General features: G+C 35.8%; 19 protein-coding genes. 16 read left to right on the forward strand and 3 right to left on the reverse strand.

Annotated features, from left to right (window positions below):
- Nucleotides 1–119 precede the first annotated feature (119 nt).
- From pepV to CC204_RS14720, 7 genes are all read left to right on the forward strand, one after another.
- Entirely contained in the window at nucleotides 120–1,535 is a 1,416-nt protein-coding gene (gene pepV / locus CC204_RS14690; protein ID WP_088270855.1) for a dipeptidase PepV, read from the forward strand.
- A gap of 150 nt (nucleotides 1,536–1,685) precedes the next feature.
- Nucleotides 1,686–2,639 (forward strand): ABC transporter ATP-binding protein, encoded by a 954-nt coding sequence (locus CC204_RS14695; protein WP_088270856.1) that lies wholly within the window; start codon nucleotides 1,686–1,688, stop codon nucleotides 2,637–2,639.
- Nucleotide 2,640: 1 nt separating this feature from the next.
- A complete protein-coding gene (locus CC204_RS14700; protein ID WP_088270857.1) occupies nucleotides 2,641–4,158 on the forward strand; it encodes an ABC transporter permease/substrate-binding protein in 1,518 nt (505 codons plus the stop codon).
- A 442-nt stretch (nucleotides 4,159–4,600) separates the two neighbouring features.
- On the forward strand, nucleotides 4,601–5,170 hold the full coding sequence (locus CC204_RS14705; RefSeq protein WP_088270858.1) for a matrixin family metalloprotease: 570 nt from the start codon (nucleotides 4,601–4,603) through the stop codon (nucleotides 5,168–5,170).
- Nucleotides 5,171–5,175: 5 nt separating this feature from the next.
- Nucleotides 5,176–6,003, forward strand: coding sequence for a hypothetical protein (locus CC204_RS14710; RefSeq protein WP_227011165.1), 828 nt, complete (start codon nucleotides 5,176–5,178; stop codon nucleotides 6,001–6,003).
- Between the two features lie 164 nt (nucleotides 6,004–6,167).
- A complete protein-coding gene (argR, locus tag CC204_RS14715) occupies nucleotides 6,168–6,623 on the forward strand; it encodes an arginine repressor (protein ID WP_088270859.1) in 456 nt (151 codons plus the stop codon).
- 37 nt (nucleotides 6,624–6,660) lie between these two features.
- On the forward strand, nucleotides 6,661–8,181 hold the full coding sequence (locus CC204_RS14720) for a phosphohexomutase domain-containing protein (RefSeq protein WP_088270860.1): 1,521 nt from the start codon (nucleotides 6,661–6,663) through the stop codon (nucleotides 8,179–8,181).
- Nucleotides 8,182–8,240: 59 nt separating this feature from the next.
- On the opposite strand, the gene CC204_RS14725 is transcribed toward CC204_RS14720, so the two are convergent.
- Complete coding sequence (locus CC204_RS14725; RefSeq protein WP_088270861.1) at nucleotides 8,241–9,110, reverse strand: RluA family pseudouridine synthase; 870 nt, start codon at nucleotides 9,108–9,110, stop codon at nucleotides 8,241–8,243.
- Between the two features lie 331 nt (nucleotides 9,111–9,441).
- Complete coding sequence (locus tag CC204_RS14730) at nucleotides 9,442–10,389, reverse strand: endo-beta-N-acetylglucosaminidase family protein (protein WP_088270862.1); 948 nt, start codon at nucleotides 10,387–10,389, stop codon at nucleotides 9,442–9,444.
- 516 nt (nucleotides 10,390–10,905) lie between these two features.
- Between CC204_RS14730 and CC204_RS14735 the strand changes: the two genes are divergently transcribed.
- The 3 genes from CC204_RS14735 to CC204_RS14745 all read left to right on the forward strand — a co-directional run bounded on the left by CC204_RS14735 (nucleotide 10,906) and on the right by CC204_RS14745 (nucleotide 15,251).
- Nucleotides 10,906–13,059, forward strand: a complete 2,154-nt coding sequence (locus CC204_RS14735) for a PBP1A family penicillin-binding protein (protein ID WP_088270863.1) — start codon at nucleotides 10,906–10,908, stop codon at nucleotides 13,057–13,059.
- A 69-nt stretch (nucleotides 13,060–13,128) separates the two neighbouring features.
- On the forward strand, nucleotides 13,129–13,470 hold the full coding sequence (locus CC204_RS14740) for a YlbF/YmcA family competence regulator (protein ID WP_088270864.1): 342 nt from the start codon (nucleotides 13,129–13,131) through the stop codon (nucleotides 13,468–13,470).
- Between the two features lie 275 nt (nucleotides 13,471–13,745).
- Complete coding sequence (locus CC204_RS14745) at nucleotides 13,746–15,251, forward strand: helix-turn-helix domain-containing protein (protein ID WP_088270865.1); 1,506 nt, start codon at nucleotides 13,746–13,748, stop codon at nucleotides 15,249–15,251.
- Nucleotides 15,252–15,270: 19 nt separating this feature from the next.
- On the opposite strand, the gene CC204_RS14750 is transcribed toward CC204_RS14745, so the two are convergent.
- A complete protein-coding gene (locus CC204_RS14750; protein WP_088270866.1) occupies nucleotides 15,271–16,794 on the reverse strand; it encodes a helix-turn-helix domain-containing protein in 1,524 nt (507 codons plus the stop codon).
- A gap of 127 nt (nucleotides 16,795–16,921) precedes the next feature.
- Here CC204_RS14750 and CC204_RS14755 point away from each other — a divergent pair, with 127 nt between their 5' ends.
- From CC204_RS14755 to CC204_RS14780, 6 genes are all read left to right on the forward strand, one after another.
- A complete protein-coding gene (locus tag CC204_RS14755; protein WP_088270867.1) occupies nucleotides 16,922–17,629 on the forward strand; it encodes a DNA-binding response regulator in 708 nt (235 codons plus the stop codon).
- A gap of 69 nt (nucleotides 17,630–17,698) precedes the next feature.
- On the forward strand, nucleotides 17,699–18,343 hold the full coding sequence (locus tag CC204_RS14760) for a hypothetical protein (protein ID WP_088270868.1): 645 nt from the start codon (nucleotides 17,699–17,701) through the stop codon (nucleotides 18,341–18,343).
- A gap of 19 nt (nucleotides 18,344–18,362) precedes the next feature.
- The gene (locus CC204_RS14765) at nucleotides 18,363–19,463 is read left to right on the forward strand and encodes a DUF3324 domain-containing protein (protein WP_227011166.1); all 1,101 of its coding nucleotides are present in this window, start codon (nucleotides 18,363–18,365) and stop codon (nucleotides 19,461–19,463) included.
- A 6-nt stretch (nucleotides 19,464–19,469) separates the two neighbouring features.
- Nucleotides 19,470–19,817, forward strand: coding sequence for a hypothetical protein (locus tag CC204_RS14770; protein WP_088270869.1), 348 nt, complete (start codon nucleotides 19,470–19,472; stop codon nucleotides 19,815–19,817).
- A 4-nt stretch (nucleotides 19,818–19,821) separates the two neighbouring features.
- Complete coding sequence (locus tag CC204_RS14775; protein ID WP_088270870.1) at nucleotides 19,822–20,046, forward strand: hypothetical protein; 225 nt, start codon at nucleotides 19,822–19,824, stop codon at nucleotides 20,044–20,046.
- A 91-nt stretch (nucleotides 20,047–20,137) separates the two neighbouring features.
- Nucleotides 20,138–20,920, forward strand: a complete 783-nt coding sequence (locus tag CC204_RS14780) for a WxL domain-containing protein (protein ID WP_088270871.1) — start codon at nucleotides 20,138–20,140, stop codon at nucleotides 20,918–20,920.
- Nucleotides 20,921–21,003 lie beyond the last annotated feature (83 nt).

Raw genomic sequence — 21,003 nt, forward strand, 5'->3', positions numbered from 1 at the left:
TATAAAGCTCTTTAGGACGAAGGGCAAAATATTATAGAAAAAACTTGTCCCGCCTTTTTCTTTTAGCCAAGTTAGTGGTATGATGAGAAGGTAGAATAATGAATTGGAGTGACTAAAAAATGACAATTGATTGGCAAAAAGAAGTAGATGCCCGCAAAGAGGCACTATTAGAAGATTTACAGAATTTATTACGCATCAATAGTGAGCGTGACGATGCAAAAGCAACACCAGAAGCGCCTTTTGGCCCAGGACCTGTGGCTGGTTTGAAACATATGCTTTCTTACGGCGAACGTGATGGCTTTGTCGTAAAAAATGTGGATAACTATGCAGGACATATCGAATATGGTGAAGGTGATGAAACGTTAGGTATCTTCGGCCATATGGACGTGGTTCCTGCAGGTGATGGCTGGGACACTGATCCATACGAACCAGTGATCAAAGACAGGAAAATTTTCGCTCGCGGCTCAAGCGATGATAAAGGACCAAGTATGGCCGCTTATTATGCATTGAAAATCATCAAAGATCTAGGTGTACCATTATCAAAGAAAGTTCGTTTTGTAGTCGGTAGTGACGAAGAAAGCGGCTGGGGCGATATGGAGTATTACTTCAAACATGAAGAAACACCTGATTTTGGTTTTTCTCCAGATGCTGAGTTTCCGATCATCAACGGGGAGAAGGGAAACGTTTCACTATATGCACGCTTTAGCGGCTCAAGTGAAGGTGAATATGACTTAGAGAGCTTCAATGCTGGTTTACGTGAAAACATGGTTCCTGGTACAGCAACAGCAGTGATCACTGTTCCTTCTGAAGAAGCTGCTGAAAAAGTGCAAGGGGCATTCAGTGTGTTTGTTGATGAAGAACCAATTTCTGGTACTTTAGAAGCAGAAGGTACAACTGTTACGATCAAAGTTGTCGGAAAAGGCGCTCACGGTGCTAGCCCGCAATCAGGGATCAATGCAGCGACATTCTTGGCTGTTTTCCTAAATAGCTATAGCTTTGGCGGCGCGGCAAAAGAATTTATCGAAGTGGCTGCAACATTAGTGCATGAAGATTTCTACGGTGAAAAATTAGGCGTAGCTTTTGAAGATACTAAAATGGGCAAACTAACAATGAATGCGGGTCTGTTCGTATTTGAAAAAGATAAAGAAGAAGGCAACTTTATGAGCTTGAACTTCCGTTATCCTAAAGGGACATCGGCAGAACAATTAGAAGCAGGTGTTAAAGCAACAGCTGGCAAGATCGGTGCAGAAATCGTTCAAGGCGGCCGCAATCAAGAACCGCATTACGTACCAGCAGATGATCCATTGGTAGAAACATTACTGCAAGTGTATGAAGATCACACTGGACAAAAAGGCCACGAACAAATCATCGGCGGTGGAACTTACGGACGTTTATTAAAACGCGGTGTGGCTTATGGTGCGATGTTCCCAGGCTATACAGATACAATGCATCAAGCAAACGAATTTATGGCATTGGATGATTTATTCCGTGCAACAGCTATTTATGCGGATGCGATTTATCGTTTGGCGAAATAAACATAAAAATAAATATCATCTCAATAAACCTGACAGACAGTTGTCAGGTTTATTTTTGTATAATGAAAACAAGTCGTTAGAAACAAATGACAATTTCCAGTATACTTAATAACATATCTACCCAGCTTTAAATAAAAATGAGGTGAATACATGATTCGGTTTCAACAGGTTTCCAAAAAATATAATAATCAGGCAGTTTTAGAAGATTTTGATATAGCGATCGAAGATGGTGAGTTTTTTGTATTGGTCGGTCCCAGCGGCAGTGGAAAAACGACAACACTGAAAATGATCAATCGATTGATCGAGCCGACAGATGGGGATATCTATTTTAATGATCAGCGTTTGATCGAGTATGACTTAAAAGAACTTCGATTGACGATCGGTTATGTTCTTCAACAAATTGCTCTTTTTCCTAATCTGACTGTGGCTGAAAATATCGAATTGATTCCAGAAATGAAACGCTGGAACAAAACGCAGCGAAGAGAAAGAACGGAGGAGCTATTACGAAAAGTCAATTTGCCGCCAGAGGAATATTTACACCGTAAACCGGCAGAATTATCAGGTGGTGAACAGCAGCGGATCGGTATTTTAAGAGCGATCGCAGCAAAACCAGATATCATTTTGATGGATGAACCCTTTAGTGCATTAGACCCTATTTCAAGAGGTCAGCTGCAATTATTGATCAAAGATTTGCATAAAGAAATGGCGAGTACAGTCGTTTTCGTCACACATGATATGAACGAAGCATTACTATTAGGCGATCGAATTTGTGTGATGAAAGAGGGGAAAATCGTACAGACGGATACTCCGGAAGAAATCCGCAGCCATCCGGCGAATGAGTTTGTGGCGCAGTTTTTCCAACAAGATCATTCGAACTTGGAAAATTACTGTGCAGAAGATTTACTGAAAATAGATTCGTTAGCTCCAGCCCAAATGACAGGAGAAGTGAACGTAGCACTAGATACGACATTACCAGTGATTATTCGTGCACTCATAGAAGGAAAGCGTGTCACACTGGTTGAAGAAGAAAAAGTTCATGGAGAAATCACAGATCGGGCAATCCTAAGATTCTTAGAGACAAAGATGGAAAAAGGTGATCAATAATATGGGGAAACTGATAGAAACGTTAGCAGCACGGAAAGAAGAGTTTATTCAAGCTGTGGTCGAGCATATCCAATTATCATTGTTATCTTTGTTGATTGCGATTCTTTTAGCAATTCCACTGGCGATTTTACTTACAAATTATAAAAAAGTAGCAGAAGCAGTATTACAAATCACAGGGATTTTTCAAACGATTCCGTCCTTAGCTTTATTAGGCTTGTTGATACCGATCATCGGAATCGGAACGCCGCCGGCAGTAGTAGCGTTAGTGATTTACGCGTTATTTCCGATCTTGCAAAATACGTATACTGGGCTGACGGAAATCGATCCTTCCTTAGAAGAAGCAGCTGAAGCTTTTGGGATGACGAAACGGGAAAAATTAGTCAAATTTGAGTTACAATTAGCGTTGCCGTATATCATTTCCGGTATTCGCACTGCAACGGTAATGATCATTGGTACGGCAACCTTAGCTGCTTTGATCGGTGCAGGCGGATTGGGTTCATTTATCTTGCTCGGGATCGATCGAAATAATGTCTATTTGATTTTGATTGGTGCGATTTCCTCTGCTGTACTGGCTGTGCTGTTTAATTACGGTATTCATCTATTGGAAAAAGCCACAGTCAAACGAATCGTTACAGCTTTTATGGTATTACTAGCATTATTGATTGGGTCATTTGTTTATACACACCAAGAAGCAGAACAAAAAGAAATCACGATTGCGGGAAAATTAGGCGCAGAACCAGATATCATCATCAATATGTATAAAGAATTGATCGAGAACAATAGTGACATCCATGTAAATTTAAAAACAAATTTTGGAAAAACCAGCTTTTTATTTAATGCTTTAAAATCGGGTGAGATCGATGTTTATCCAGAATTTACGGGGACAGTTCTTGAAACCTTCCTAAAAGATAATAAGAATACATCTAATGATCCGCGGGAAGTTTACGAATATGCACGTGACCAAATCAAACAACAGGAAAATATGGATTATTTAGAGCCAATGCGTTATCAAAATACCTATGCAGTAGCAGTCAAACGTTCTTTTGCAGAAGAAAACGGACTGAAAACCATCGAAGATTTGAAAAAAGTCGAAAGTCAGCTAAAAGCTGGATTTACGCTTGAATTTATCGATCGTGATGATGGCTATAAAGGTTTACAAAAATTGTATGGACTCAATGTAGAGGTCAAATCAATGGAACCGTCTTTACGCTACCAGGCAATCAATAACGGTGATGTGAATGTTGTAGATGCTTATTCTACAGATAGTGAACTTAAGCAGTATGATCTCGTCATTTTGAAAGACAATAAACAACTATTCCCACCATATCAGGGCGCACCATTATTAAAAGCAGAAACACTGAAAAAATATCCGGAACTGAAAGACTTATTAGAACCTCTAGTCGGAAAAATCACTGAAGAAGAAATGAGTGATATGAACTATCAGGTCAATGTGGAACAAAAAGATCCGGCGACAGTGGCTCACGATTATTTAGTGAAGCATAAGCTGTTGGAAGAATAAAGGTTAATAAGCAAAAAGACAACGATTATCAGTTTTTTTAATTAATTTATAAGGGATAAGAAATGAGAAAGTAATCACGTGTAAGTGCAATTACAAAAAAGCTCAAAGGTGTATTATATCGCCACTATTTTACTTTAGCAGGTAAGATAGTGGTCTTTTTTTGTCTAGCATCACGAACGAATCCTATCGATAAATAGCTAAAGTCACACAAAGATGAAGCGCATCTTTGTGTGACTTTTCTAATTTGCTTAAGGATTAAACGAATTTATCCGACTTTTCTATATCAAAAACTGTATAGATTTAGCAAACTTATTATTTTTTACATTAAGGTTAAATCGAATGTTGAATATATAAATGTTACATGATATTATTTTATTAACACTTTTTGGTTATTTTATTCGAGTTTGTTGGTCATTTTTATAATTTAATATGGAGGAGCGAAATGAAAAAGAAAAATTTTTATGTGTTGTTTGGATTGTTGTTGTTACTTAGTTTTACTATGAAGTCGGAAGCTGCAAAACCACCTAGATTTAAAGGAGTTTTATCTCAAGGTGTTAGGAACATCAAGTATTATATTGCCCCAAGTGCATCCGGAGTAGCGGGGCATATTGACAATGCTAAACATAATTGGATGTATACTGGTTGGGCAAATCCAATCTATATGTATAAGCAAAATCATAATTGGTTATCCAATATTGACGCCCACGGTTACACAAGTTCTGGTAGCAAAACTGGAGGGTATGTAGAGTTTTACGATAATACTGATAGAGCGATTGCCACTGGAGGAAATGCACCAAATAGAAACTACTTCTACGCAATCATTCGTTTCAATATGCATTATAAAAATAATAGTTATATGAGAGATCGAATTCCAAAACATGAAATGGGCCATGCCTTAGGTTTAGCTCATATAAATGATAAGACGAGTATCATGCATCCAAGTGTAGAAGGTGGTCCTCGTAAAGTGGATAGAGATGCAAGCAATAAAATTACAGATATTTACGGATGGTGATAAGAATGAAAAAACTAACAATAATAACTATTCTGTGCGTCAGTATTTTCTTAAACGGTTGTAGCAACACTTTTTCTAAAAACGCTAAAGTCAAAGAAATACCTACAGAAAAAAGTAATTCAACATCAACTACTAAAGAGCAAGTATCAGAGGTCAAAAAAGAAGACTACTACTCTTATCTCGACAACGTTGATCGTACGAATGTACAATCATCAACAGTCGAATCATTTTTGATGTACGATAATACCAATCCAAAAAGTCTTCAGAATAATACCAATAATATATTTCTAGCGCGTGTCATCTCTATAGATAAAGCAGATGTTGATGCCAATATTCCTGAAACAGATAGTAATAGTATTTTACCTGACACTTATGGAAGATTAGAAGTATTGAAACAAATCGAAGGCACAACACCTGATCAAGTATCCTTTATCAGATCAGGTGGTATTATCAAAGAAAAAGATCGTTTCAGAAACGCAGAAAAAGAAGAGGTGGACAAACATAACCGCTTACGAACTGAAGCTGGACGTCCGCCGATCACTCAAAGTGATGATTGGGTTGAAGTCAGAGAAGCTGGTGATATTGAACTTCAAACAGGTGAAGTATATTTATTTTTTGCAACATTCAGTGAAGAAAGAGAGGCATATATTTTAGAAGGCTATCAATATGGGGCTTTGCTATTAGAAGATGAGGAACAACCGATTTCAAGAACTCGTTCGCTTCCAAATCAGATCGGAAAAACGTGGAAAATAAAAAATGCTGCTTCTGGTGAGGAACAAGATTTAGGTGACTATCTAAAAATTGAGTTAGGAATCGAAATGCAAGAAAACTAAACGAATAGAGTTAAAACTTCAAGTTCTTTTATCATAAAGCACTTGAAGTTTTTTATAGTTCTCCTACGTTTTTCTCATAATAAAGTACTTTCTACCAAAAAGAAATGCAATTTTTCCAGACTTTCGCTATAATAAAGAAAACAATAAAAACAGGAAGTGTAAACATGAAAAAAGCAGATCGTCAACGCTTGATCAAACAATTGATCACTGAAAAAGAAATAGAAACTCAGGATGAGTTGATCGCACTTCTTGAACAATCAGGAGTTAAAGCAACTCAGGCAACCGTTTCAAGAGATGTTCGTGAAATGAGTATCGTAAAAACGCATGGCTCAGATGGCCGTGTGAAATATGCGATTTTTTCTCAAAGCCAACCATCCAGCAGCGAAGAAAAACTAAAGGAATCGGTCAAAGACTCTGTGATCCGGATGGAACGTGTGCAGTTTATGGTTATCGTCCACACGGATATGGGCGCGGCGGATGTTGTCACTAATTTTCTTGACGAAGTAAAGTATGATGAGATTGCAGGAACAGTCGCAGGTGTAGATACGATTATTATCATCGCACGTTCAGAAGCAGATGCTAAAGCAGTTGTTGAACGTTTTGAAAACATGATGAATTAATATTGACCAATGAAAAAATGAAGGGAGATTTGGTTACATGGAATTGAAAGCGTTACAAAATGGTTCAGACATTAGAGGGATTGCCGTCGATTATGAGAATAAGAAAGCGAATTTGACGCCTGAACAGGTTGGGAAAATCGCTGTTGGAATCGTTCGATGGCTGTGTGAAGAGAAGCGGTTAGCGGAAAAGCATCAAGCTGGCGCTTTAAAAATCGGGATCGGCCATGATAGTCGAGTTTCAGCAGATAGCTTGAAGCAGGCGCTGATCGATAGTTTTCTAAACCAGCAGGTTGATGTCTTGGACTTTGGTTTAGCGACGACACCAGCAATGTTTATGACGACACAATTTCCTCAATATGATTGTGATGCTGCTATCATGATTACAGCGAGCCATTTGCCTTATTATTTCAATGGTTTAAAGTTATTTACCAAATCAGGTGGAGCTGAAAAAACGGACATAGCCTATATCCTCTCACACACTGAACCCTTAGAGACGACCGGAAAAGGAAACGTGATGAAAGCAGATATCATCGATGATTATTCTGCAGATTTAACTGAGAAGATTCGTAAGGGAATGAAAACAGAAGCTGAGAAACCATTGGCGGGTTTTCAGATCATTGTAGATGCTGGAAATGGGGCAGGTGGTTTCTTTGCGGAAAAAGTACTTCAAGCGTTGGGAGCGGATACGACAGGTTCACAATTTTTAGAACCTGACGGTATGTTTCCAAATCACATCCCAAATCCTGACAATAAAGAAGCAATGGCAAGTATTCAGCAAGCGGTACTTCAAAATAAAGCTGATCTAGGGGTGATTTTTGATACAGATGTCGATCGCTCAGCGTTAGTAGATGCCTCTGGTGAGGTGATCAACCGAAATAATTTGATTGCTGTTTTGGCGACCATTGTATTAGAGGAATCTCCAGGAAGTAGTATCGTCACTAATTCACCTACTTCTAGCCATTTGAAAGATTTCATTGAGGCAAAAGGCGGAAAACAAGTTCGTTATATTTCAGGTTATCGAAATGTGATCAATAAAATGATTGAACTGAATGATGAAGGAATTGAAACACCATTGGCCATAGAGACGAGCGGTCATGCAGCATTCAAGGAAAATTATTTTCTTGATGATGGTGCCTACGTTATTGCCAAAATCTTGATGCTTTTACCGAAATTACAAGCACAAAATGAAACATTGGGTGAATTGATCGAATCATTAAAACAACCGCTAGAAACCCAAGAATTACGCTTTGAAATTTTAGCGGATGATGTAAGAAAGTACGGGAATCAAGTCATTCAAGAGCTGAACGAATTTGTTGCTACTCATGCAGGAATGGACGTTGATCCTGAAAATGAAGAGGGAATTCGCGTAAATCTCTTTGACCGTTATGGTTCCGGCTGGTTTTTACTTCGAATGAGCCTGCATGAACCTTTACTAGTGCTTCAAGTCGAAAATGATGTTCGCGGGATGAATCAAACAACCTTTGCTATATTAACAGAGTTTTTTGGAAAATATGCTGAATTAGATGTTAGCCAGTTAAGCCAGCTAATGAAGAATTAAAAAAATAGTCTGGAAAGAGAGAGCATTCTTTTTCCGGACTATTTTTATTCATGAGTGGATCATACTAAATCAATACCCGGTTCAGCTGTAGCAATAATCGTTTCACCACTAAAGGGATGGACAAGATGAAGCTCATAAGCATGAAGCATCAAGCGACCTTTCGGCCTTGGATGATAGAGTGGATCGCCGATGATAGGATGCCCGATACTCTGTAAATGAACTCTGATTTGATGGGTGCGGCCGGTTTCTAAGACGCAATAAATCAAAGTTTGATTTTTTTCTTTTGAGTAGGAAACAGCTTCTACATGAGTGATCGCTATATCTCCTTTGTGCTCATCGATCACTCGTTTTCGTCGATCGTGTCGATTTCGGCCGATTTTTTTACGAATAGTGAAGGATGTTTCTTTAAGAGCACCAGAAACGATAGCTTGATAACGACGATAAATTTCTTTTTTTTCTAGTAAACGTCCTAAGATAGGCAGCACAAATGGATTCTTTGCAAAGAGAATCGCCCCGCTAGTTTCTTTATCTAAACGATGAACAACATATGGAACTTGATTTTTGGGTGCTAGATAAGCTGCTAAATGATTTAAAAGCGTGTCCTGTTCATCAGGCTGATTGGGATGTGTTTTCATTCCGACAGGCTTATTCAAAATAATCAGATGCTCATCTTCAAAAAGGACACTTACTTTAGTAGGATCACCAAGCAAAAGTTTAGGGGCAGGATAGTCATCTGCTTCAAAGGTCAATGTGATCTGATCGCCAGCTTTGGCTGTAAAATGAAATAATGCAGGCTCACCATTGATCGATACATTCTTTCTAATACGTAGAAAATGGCGCACTTTTCGCGGAACTAGCCATTCTTGTTCAAGTAGTTCTCTTATGGTTTGCTCTTTGAATGTTTCAGGTAACAGGATAGACAATTCCATATTTTTTCCGCCTTTTCACTAGAGTCTATCCTAGTTTAACAAAAGCGGGCAGAAGTTCAAGCAGTTATTCTATTTTTGAGTGAATGATCAGATTTAATCTAGTTCAGAATCTAGTGAAAATAGAGATAGAATCGATCGATAAGGAGAATTTAGAGTAAAAAAGACCCGCCTTTTGGGGAAAGGCGGGAAAGGAGTTAAAAATGAAAAAGTGTTTTGTTAGGGTTGTTTGTTGGTATGTGTATATAATACAAAGCAAATATGAATTTTTTGTGTGCTAAATTATTTAAAACTGTAAACTTTTTCTAAAGTAGTCTTTAAATGTTGAACAGAATTAGTTTTTCATCGTATTGATCAAACGTTTTGTCCAGCTAAAATCAGTTTTGGTGATCGTATCATCTCCAAATTGTTTGCCATCACGGTCGATCGCATAAACAAACATTCCACCTTTTTGACCGTCCTTAGGATTCCAAACAGCATAAGAATAGGCACGGCTCGTTTCATAAGGATCGATAGTATCATTCCAGCGATTTCGGTCTTGTTCTTCTGGGAAAGAAATACCAGGTAAAAATTGTTGCGTACTAATAGAGGTTTTATACGTATCCCAAGTGCGATCTAAAGAAGTTGTTGACCGACCGTAAGCTTGAAGAAATAAGTAATCACAATAAGGAGCTACTTTTTTAAATAGAGAATGATTGTCTTTATTTGTATCATAAATCAATAATTTTCCAGTAGTTGAGGCAGGCCCTAATTTTTTCGACAAAGCTTTAAAAGTACCTGTTGCCAGCTCTTCTTGTGTGGCAGTCAAGGTTGATTCCATGTCAACGTCCAATCCATCCAAATTCCAAGGTGTAAGATAAGTAGCGATCAATTGCTGCGCATAGGCATCATATTCAGCAGTCGTTGGCTTAGTTCCTACATGAGGAACATTCCATAGCTCTCGAATATCGATCGTGCGAATAACACGAGTTCCTCTAGCATGAAGTGTAGGGACATACGTGTTCTTTAGTGTATCCCAAAATTTCTGTTGATCCGTTCCCGGATTAACATAGTGAAAGACAGAAACAATATCGACATCTTCAGGAATATCGGTCATTGCAGTGACATTTTCATCGGGTAAATTAGAATTGGCATCATGAGGCATGGTGACATCCCGCCATGTGCGGTAATAAGCCATCATGATAGGATCAGATTGTGTCTGTGCATTAGCTGGATCGGGAAATAAATTAGCTCCTAATAAGAGCAACGTGGCAACAAATAAAACCTTGAATGATTTAGACATAAAGACATCTCCTCTTTCTTTTTTTGGTAAGCGCTTTCTTTTTAAGGCGCTTTAATACAAAAAAATTGTAGCATAAACAGTAAAGATACCATAGTAGAACGGGTTAAAATAAGTGAACTAGCAAGTATTTTCATTTAAGATAGAACTGTTTTGAAAAAAATAAAAAAAGACCTGCCTTTGGGGAAGGCAGGAAAAGGAGTTAAAAAATGAAAAAAGTGTTTGTTAGGGTTGTTTGTTGGTATACTTATATAATAAAGGTAAAATATGAATTTTTATTGCACAATATTTTCTAAAAGTAAGAACTTTTAGTGATAAATGATAGAACCGTGCATAGTTGGGGCCAAAATAAGGATTTCTTGATGGATTCTTAAACTTTTCTACATAGTTTCAGAAGAAAAGCGTGGTAAAATAGGCAGAACGAAATTTGTATACCGTTATTCATGCTAAAGCCGTATGAATAAATGCATCTTTCTATGTTAAAATGGCTTAGAAACTTTTATATAAAGAGGGAGTACTATGGATTTTAAAACAATTATGGCAAAAATTGCGGCAGGGTTCAAACGTTTTTGGACCTGGATCAAACCGTACCTCAGTCGTTTTCATCATTGGCGTAAACGAATTTGGAAAAAATACCAGATCAATAAAATTATCTTACTGTTAGGCTTAGTCGTTGTATTAGTGACTAGTATCTATTTGTTTACTCTAGCCAAATCAGCGAATGTCGGGGCTTTGAAAAAAGGGCTGGAAGAATCCACAGTGATCTACGATAAGAATAACAATGAAGCAGGTAAGCTTTTCGGTCAAAAAGGAACGTTTGTCACGATCGATCAAATTTCTCCTTATGTCAAAGATGCGTTGATCTCAACTGAAGATCGCAATTTTGAAACGCATCATGGCTATGATATTAAAGGTCTTTTACGTGCAGTCGTCGGAAAATTAAGCTTTGGTAAAATCGGCGGAGGCGGTGGAGGAAGTACCATCACTCAGCAATTAGCCAAAAATGCTTACCTGACCCAAGAACAAACGATGACTCGTAAAGCAAGAGAACTTTTCTTAGCGATCGAGATCGAAAAAAAATATGATAAGCAGCAAATCTTAGAAATGTATCTGAACAATTCGTACTTCGGAAACGGGGTATGGGGAATCGAGGATGCGTCTCACCGATATTTTGGGGTCAGTGCCAGTGAATTGAGTGTTGGCCAAGCAGCGACACTTGTTGGGATGTTGAAAGGACCAGGAATCTACAATCCAATCGACTATATGGAAAATGCAGTCAATCGCCGAAATACTGTTTTACAATTGATGGTTGATAATGGCAAACTATCCCAAGGTGAAGCAGATGCGCAGGAAAATACGGAAATCGTACTGATCGATAATTACTCCGATGTAAATTCAGATTATCGTTATCCGTACTATTTTGATGCAGTTATTGACGAAGCAGTCAATAAGTATGGGCTAAAAGAAGAAGATTTGTTAAACAGAGGCTACCAAATCTACACAGCTCTAGATCAGAATTACCAAGAAGCGATGCAGCAAACCTATGCAAATGATGCGCTATTTCCGCCAAATGCAGAGGATGGTGCAATGGTTCAAAGCGGATCAGTCGCATTAGATCCAAAAACAGGCGGCGTACAAGGAGTTGTCGGCGGCCGGGGCGAGCATGTCTATCGCGGCTTCAACTTTGCTACTCAAACAAAACGTTCGCCAGGCTCTTCATTAAAACCTATTTCAGTATATACACCCGCATTAGAATCCGGAATGAAGCCGAATGCGATTTTAGAGGATAAACCACAGGACTACTATCCAGCAGAAAATTATAGCCGGACGTTTAGCGGCGAAGTACCTATGTATCAGGCGCTTGGCGAAAGTTTAAATTTACCTGCTGTATGGACACTGCATAAAATCGGGTTAGATAAAGGCTATGAAAAAACAGAAAAATTCGGGATTCCTTTAGCCAAAGAAGATAAGTATTATGGCCTTGCATTAGGCGGTCTGAAAACAGGGGTTTCACCATTAACGATGGCTAATGCATATAGTGCCTTTGCCAATGAAGGTGTTCAGCATGAAGCCCACTTGATCACCAAAATCATTGATTCTACGGGTGCGGTGATCGTGGACAACACAAGTACGAAATCAAAACAAATCATCACTAAAGATATCGCGAATCAAATGACGAGTATGCTTTTGGGTGTATTTAGCTCTGGAACCGGGATCAATGCCGATCCAGCAGGCTACGTAATGGCTGGTAAAACAGGAACGACCGAAACAAACTTCGATACGAATAAAACGAATGACCAATGGGTCGTTGGCTATACGTCTGATGTTGTGATCGCCACATGGCTAGGCTTCGAACAAACAAGTGAAAGTCATTATCTAGAAGGTAGCAGCGCCACCCACGCCTCGACAGTGTTCAGTAGTCAGGCACAAGGGATTTTACCTTACACGGCGCAAACACCGTTTACTATCGCGGATGCCTATGCAACTGGCGGAGTCATGCAGGCAGCCGGAGAAGTTCCCGCGGTAAATCAAGAGGACTGGCAGGATAGTGTCAAAGAAATCGGTGGACAAGTCAAAGAAGGCGCCAAGGATGTTGGCGGCAAAATCAAAGAAGGCTGGGAGAAAGCGAAGACTGGTTTGAAAGATTTATTTGGCGGTTTAACAGGAGAATAATCGGTTTCAAAACGAAACAAACAATGGTACAATCAAAGAGAAGAATTTTGTAGAAATGAGGGAACGTACATGAGCAATATTTATGATACAGCCAATCAAGTAGAACGCGAAATCCGTGAGTTAGCAGAATTTAAAGCATTAGAAGGAGCCTATGATGCTGTAAAAGCAGATGAAGTAGCTTACACATTATTCAAAGAATTCCAAACTTTCCAGCAAGGCTTACAAGAAAAACAAATGCGTGGAGAAGAATTCACAGATGAAGATGCAGAAAAAGCACAAGCTTTAGCAACAGAAGTTCAAAAAGCTGAAGTAATCAATGAATTGATGCAAAAAGAACAAGCATTCAGCTTGATCGTGAATGATTTGAACCGCATCATCATGACACCGATTCGTGATTTGTATAACGATTAATAGAGGTTGATACTAAACTTTAAAGAAACAGATTCTTGTTTTCTTTAAAGTTTTTTTATTTTAAATAAACGAAGCATACGGCAGAAACCCATAAAATATAGGGTTTCTTTTTTTTTGCAAAAAATATGATAGGTAAAAAAGATTTTAAGCAAATATAAAATAATATAATGAGTGAAGTTTTTCAATAATATCTTTTTGGAGTGAAAAACGAGAAATATAAAAGAAACATAAAAGTATATCATTAGATTATAAGTGGAAAGAAATGAGGTGAAAGAGTGAGATTGTTCCTGGATGAAATATATGATCGAAGATTAAAAGTACTAAATGTTATTAACAATAGTGGTGAAATAAAAAGTATAAAGGAAATAGCGAGAGTTACAAAATTAGCAAATCGAACAGTCTCAATGATCATTAAGCAGTTTGAACAAGAACTTGACGTTCCAGAAAGGGTATTCAAAGTTGAGTACGTGAATAAAACAATCAAAAGTGTTTCGGCAAATAATCTTGATTTGAACAGTATCGGAAGAAGTTACTTGTTGCAATCCACAATGTATAAAGTAATCAAGCATATTTTTCTACATGACAAATTAGATGTAAATAAATTTTGCAAAGTTGAATTTATTAGTGCACCTACTTTTTCTAGGAATAGAAAACGATTAAAAAAGATTTTGCAGGAATGCGGATTAGATTTGTCACGGGAAAACAGCATCATTGGAGATGAGTTTAAAATTAGAAACTTCTATTTTCTTTTTTTTTCTAATGCATCTAATGTTTGGGAATTTTCTACCCAAGAATATCTGGAAATTGAGCAATATTTTTCGGTCCATCTTACTCAGTGGAAAGATATGGATAGTTTGAAACAACTAAAATTTATTTTAATTGTTTATATAAGTGTGACTCGTTCAAGAAAAAAACACTTTGCAAAAAATGAAGTGTTATCTAGTTCGTTAAAGAAACATGAAAATTTAGAAAGCAGTATGTATCTATTGAACTATTTTAAATTAGGCAGAAATAAGACAATTGAGCAGATAAGAGGAGAGACGAGTGCGACGTTATTCTTTTTTTATAAAGAACAAATGATTTTTGAAGAGATAGAGCTGTCTAGTTACGAAGAATATTTTTCCTTGGATTCTTTTCCCTTCATTTCATTGAGTAGTAAATTAGCAGAGAGAATTGTGGACGAATTCTTTGATGGAAGTAAGAACAAAGAATTATATTTACGAGTTAAAAGAGAAGTGGATCTATTTTATTTAGTTTTAGATATTTGTTTCATTGACTATAAAATTTTCTATTATGTATATGATTCAAAGAAATTTTATCATGCAGACTCTATAGAGAAAAAAATGAAAGAGAAACTTGCAGAAATTTTTCATCAGTTAGCCATTTTTGCTAACAAGGATTTGAAAAAGTTTAAAGAGGAAGATCTCCTTGATTATATGTACCTAGCTATCTATTCATTACAAACGCAATTTAAGGTGACATCTTATGAGCCGGTAACAGTTTTTATTCAAAATACAAAAAAATTTGTTCGAGAAATCATTAAAGAAAAGATAAGTCCGTTTTTTGGAGATAGAATCGAATGTGTTGAGCTGCTGACATCACAGGTTGATATTGTCGTAACAGATGTCAAATTACCAAATGAAAGTAACTTATCTAATCAAGTTTATGTAGCAACCTTCTCTGATTATGATGATATTACGTTTTTGATTGAACAAATACAGAATAAACTATTAGAAAACTATAATAAAAGAAAGATGCATTTGCATAGATTGGAAAGCTAATTTTGAACCTGCGTGTAATTCACAATAACTTTGAACAAATTTGTTGGCTAATTATTTTGATCAAACTTTGCCAAACTATTTGATCATAAGGATATTCAAAATAAAAAAATAGTGGCTTCTTTGAGCTAGTTATCTGTAATTGCTCAAAACAATCAGAGATAACTATATCAGCGTCTTTAATAGTACTAGTAAATTCAAGAATAGTTGTTCCAAAAATTATAGATAGTTTATTTTTAATAAGATCATATCCGTAAATTGTTTTGGAATATTGAATGAGAATATGCAATTTTGGTTGATTTACGGCGCTTTTTAAAGCTAGATAAAGAATTTTTGCAAAGTATTCAACTAAGCTAGAATTTTTAGACAATGAGGGGAAAAGTTGTTTACTAAGATTTTCGTATGCGTATGTTATTAAATTTTCTTTATGTTCATCAAACAGGTCCATGTTAACTTCTTTATACGGAAAAATTTCATCGATCGATTGAGTAAAAGGAACTTTTGTACCGAAAAATTGAATGTAAAGTAAATTGAACATAATTTGATAATAGATCAAGTCATAATTTTCTTCTGATAGGCTCAGCATGAACTGGTTTAAGAACTGGTCTAGAAAAAGCGTTGCAAAATCAGTTAGTGGAAGACTGGAGTTTCTTAAGCGTTGTACAATTAGATGCTTATCTTCAAGGGAATCGATATTGGCGATATAAAAACGTGCAAGGAATCCAAAGTATACCTCTTCATTATGAATAATCTGTTTGGTGACTCTATTTTTATGTAGCAGATCTAGAATAGTTTGTGGAAAGCAAACCGGTGATACGTGTTCAAATATTTCCAAATACGTTAAAAATTCTGGTGTCAAGCATACATAGGATCTTTTATAGATTATTTGCCAGTATGTAAACGTTTGAAAATAGATTAGTCTGCTTTTCTGTGAGGGAGAAAGAGAGGTGCTCTTAATAGGAACGGGAAGTTCCGAAAAATATTTAGGAGTACGAGAAAATGGATTTTCCAAACCTTTGTAAATCGCCCAATAAATATAAAGCATTGTAATGCGTACATCTTTTTCATCACCAATCATATTTTTATATGTATTAGTATCGGGGAAAGTTATAGAGATATTAAAAGGTTCAAAAGACTTATTTATTCTTTTTAAAATTTTATAGGTATGAGAGAGGCTTAAGTTTATTTCTTGTGCTAGGGCTTCTGCGCTTGAATAGCGTTTATAAAACAATTCTTTTGAAAGGCAAAATTGTTGTGATGTTTTTATGTAATATAAACTCATTTTATCAATAACATAACTAATACTTAGTGATTCATCAATAAAAAGCTTGCAAATGTTATTTACTTTGAATAATGAAACTTTATCTTTATCAAAAAAGATACTTAATCCTTCACCTAACTGTTTTTCGCAGCGATAAGCAGTATGTATAGAGATATGTAGATAATTTGCAATTTCTTGAATTGTAAGTCCATTTGAATTACGTATTAACTGTTTTAATAGTTCAAATTGCTGCCGTTCTGCCCGTTTCATTAGTAGTGTCTGCATATTTTGCACTCCCTGTGATGAGAAAAGAATTTTGGTTTTTTCATCAAAGTCATTATACGATGACTTTGATGAAAATGAAATAGCAGAAAAATATATATAATAAAAAAAGACAAGTAGGAGAAGACATATGTTTAATATTGGAATATTGAAATTAAGAAAAAATGAAATAATAAATAATTATGTGCGGAAAAATGAAGAGAAAAACAATTTGTGTTATTTAGAAGAAAAGAATATAAATGGAAATACCTTGAATAGCATACATGCCATTGTTGCGTTTGAAAGTAATTTAGAAGAAACAACTAAATTGTGTGAACTGTTTCTAAAAATAAAGGACGACTATGATGGACATATTTTTGTTATTTCAATGGATACACAAACGTTAGGAAAGATCGTTTACCTAAGATTAGGAGTTGATTACGTTTTTAATATAAATCAAGGACATGAAGAAATTCAGTTAGTTATTGACAATGCTTTAGTCCGAACACGAAAAAGAAAAAAAGTACAATTCGATAGAAAGAAACATCAAGAAAATGAATCACCTTTGGTATTAGTACGTAATAATTTTAGTGTACTAGTTCATGGAGTAAATGAAGTTTCTTTAACAAAGAAAGAGTATCAAATTCTTGATTTTCTATTTGAAACACCGAACTCAGCACGTTCATATCAAGAAATTTATAAAGAACTTTACAATGATTCTACATATGTAGATGGAGGCGTTAAGAATTATAGAGTGGCTAATATCATATTTCATTTAAGAAAAAAGATTGAAAAGTTTACAGATAGCAACCAATACATTAAAACTGTTCGTTCTATAGGATATATGCTGGCTATTTAACTTTCTGTAATTGTTAATGAAAAATAAAGAACGGTGGTAACTTGGAGTATGCAAAGGAGTTTAAGTAATTTGGGCAAGTATAAAACATATTATATTTTTGAAGGGATTTGTTTAATTAGCTGGGTAGTATATTTGGGGCTATTCTTACAATTATATAAAGAAGCGATATTTTATGTGGATTCTAATGCTGCATTTATTATTCAACTGTTGTTTTTAGTGGAGTATTATTTCAGCAGCTTATTCACTTATTTTATTATAGGTTTTCTTCTAATAACATCAAATTTATATGTACTGCTATTTTTCCATATAAAAAGCAAACAAAATAGAGAATTCAATTTAATTAGGTATTCACTGATTATTTTCTTAGTCATCTTCTTGATCAGTGTTGGAATACTGTTGCAGACGAAGCTGTGGCCGATCTTCTTGTTATTAGTAGTTTTGGCAGCGACTATTGTCTTTATTACTTATGCTTTAACGAAGCATCAAGAAGATGAAGTGGCAGATTATGGGGTGAATGAAATAGTAAAAGAGCTGGGACCATTTTCTACAGAGGAAATAGCAATGGAAAATACAAATAATTTTTTTGATTATTGGCAGAAGCATTTTGAAAAAACAAACTATGTATTGGCTTATGACATGCACAAAAACAATGATAGTGAATATTCTGTCGAGATTTACGTAAAGTCAATTGTAACAGCAGGAGAAACTAATTAAAGTGAGGAGTATTTTGACTTTGATAAAAAAAATATATGCATTAATACTATCCAGTCTGCTTGTATTGAGCATGACTGCTAATTCATCAACTGTATTTGCTAAAGATGACCAAGAGTTGTTGGGATATGTTGTATCAGCAGTTTTACCAAACACTCAGCTTGATAAGGAAAAAACATATTTTTATGTTCAAACTGTTCCGGGAGAAGAACAGGATTTGGAGATAAAAGTAAAGAGTACTAGAAAAGAACCTGTTAAGTTGAAAGTGTTTGTTAAAGATGCAGTAACTGGAATGAATGGTGAGATTGGCTACAAAGAACCAACGGATAAATCGATGAATTACGACAAAACGCTAGAAGATCCAGTAAGTTCAATGATTGAAATAAAAGAGAAGGAGTTAACAGTTGAAAATTTTGAGGAAAAAACAATCCATTTGAAAATGACTCCTCCTAATGAACACTATTCAGGCGTTAAGCTTGGAGCAATTGGCATTGGTTTGGCTGAAGAAGAGAAAGGTTCTAAAGGAGTTAGTACAGGTTTTGCCTATGAAATTGGTGTCATTTTTTCTGAAACTGGAGAAGAATTTAATAACTCTGCTAGTTTGAATTTAATAGATGTTAAAGCTGCTTTGCATAATGGAAAAAAGATGGTTTTAGCTAATTTACAGAATCCGGAACCAAAGGTATTAGAAAATTTGAATATTAGCGCAACTATGAAAGACAAAGATGGAAAGGTTGTGAAAGAAAGCAAGGTTCAAGGCTACTCAATGGCACCTAATACTAATTTTGACTATGGGATGGATTGGGGAATTGCTGAAATGCCTTCTGGAGTATATATTTTAGAACTTGAAGTGAAGAATGATTTTAACAATTGGTCGTTTAAAAAAGAATTTACAATTACAAACAAACAAGCAAGTGAAATGAACAAAGCAAGTTTATTCCGCGTCATTACCCCAACAATTATCAAAGTATTAGCCAGCATTTTAGGTGCACTTACAGTAATTATTCTATTTATCATTGTGATAAGAAGGAAAAAATGGGAAAAAGAATGGAAGAAAATCAGAATTATGAAGAAGAAAAGAAAACGAAATAACGGACGGATACAAAGAACGAAAAGTAGGTGAAAGTAAATGAAAAAGAAAATAAGGATGGCGTTACTTTTTTTAGGAATAGTGTCGATAATCTGTCCGGGAATAAAGGGAAACGCTGAGGTAAAAGACAATGGGATTTGGCAAGATGGATCAAAGGCAGAAGTTGAAATCAAGTTTAAAGAAGCTGAGGTACCAATTGTACCTGAGCCCCCCATCTATGAACCGCCGTACTCAATAATTCCACCTCAAAAACCAAAAGGGATTTTACCCCATACGGGGGAATTGCTCACCTCGTTTATCATCATGTTAACAGGCCTGTCTATATTAATTATTTTGATTGGCATCAGTAATTTGAAAAGAGTTTACTACACAGAAATATTGGAGTGAAAAAATGAAAGAGTATTTATGGGTTTATATATTAGGTGCGGTTGCAGCACTATCGTTTTTAGCTTTTCTTTTAACATTATCGAGGGATATTTTTTTAGTAAAACGTTTGAAATTGGCTAAAATCAACTTTAGCTTAAATTTTACGTTACTGCTGATCTCATTGACAAGCATAATTTTGATTATTTATCTATTTGCGTTACTAAAAGACCAAATTCGGATACTAGGATAAACTGAAATTTTGAGTGAACAATTTAAGACAGTAACTGTCATCAACTTTATCTTTTTTCTATCTACAATAAAATAAAAGGATGATAAAGAATATGAAAAAATTACTTTTAACAACAGTGTTGGTATCTTCAGCTGTTTTAGGATTTACAGGAAATGTACATGCAAATGAGCAAAATAAAATAACTGAAACTCCAGAAAAAACAGATGTAGGAATTAATTTTAAAACAGATGGCGGATCAACGATCGGTCAAGGACCATTTTCAGACCACTTGGCTATTGTATTTAAACCAACTAAATTTGATTTTGGTACAGAACAAGAAGCAATTCCATTTAAAAAAGTATATACAGAAAAAGTTGATGCATCAAATATCAAGAAAAATAAATATTTGATTGTCAATGATGATAGAAAAACAGCTGGATCAGCTGTAGCTGGTTCACCTTGGCATGTCACAGCAACTTATTCGGGGTTATCAGAAAAAGGGAATGCATCGAACACATTAGAGTCAGCGCTTAAAATTAAGTTAGAGCCAGTACAAAAATATACCATTGGTACGGATAAAGATCCTATAACTCAGGATATTAAACCTAATGATCCTAATGACCCTGCTTCTAATGCTATTACAGACTTTTCAGGTGCTGAGCATGGTGAATTCCGTTTAGGCGCTGATTTAGCAGCTAATGCCTCAGCAGAAGTTGAGCTATCAAACACTGCGACAACAGTATTTGGTAGAAAAGAAGCAGCTACAGCTATTGGTACTGAAGGGGTTGCCACTAGAATTTCTGAAACGAATCTAACTATTGAAGATGGAACTGGTGCTGATGGCAAAACATTTGTAGGTTCTGTAACTTGGCAATTAGCAGATACTTATAAATAAACACATCGAGTAAAAAAGAATAGATAAAATAATTTTGTAGATAGAAAAAAATAAAGTGATTGAGAGTTATTGTCTTAGATTGT

The sequence above is a fragment of the Enterococcus wangshanyuanii genome, from assembly GCF_002197645.1.
Lineage (GTDB): Bacteria > Bacillota > Bacilli > Lactobacillales > Enterococcaceae > Enterococcus_L > Enterococcus_L wangshanyuanii.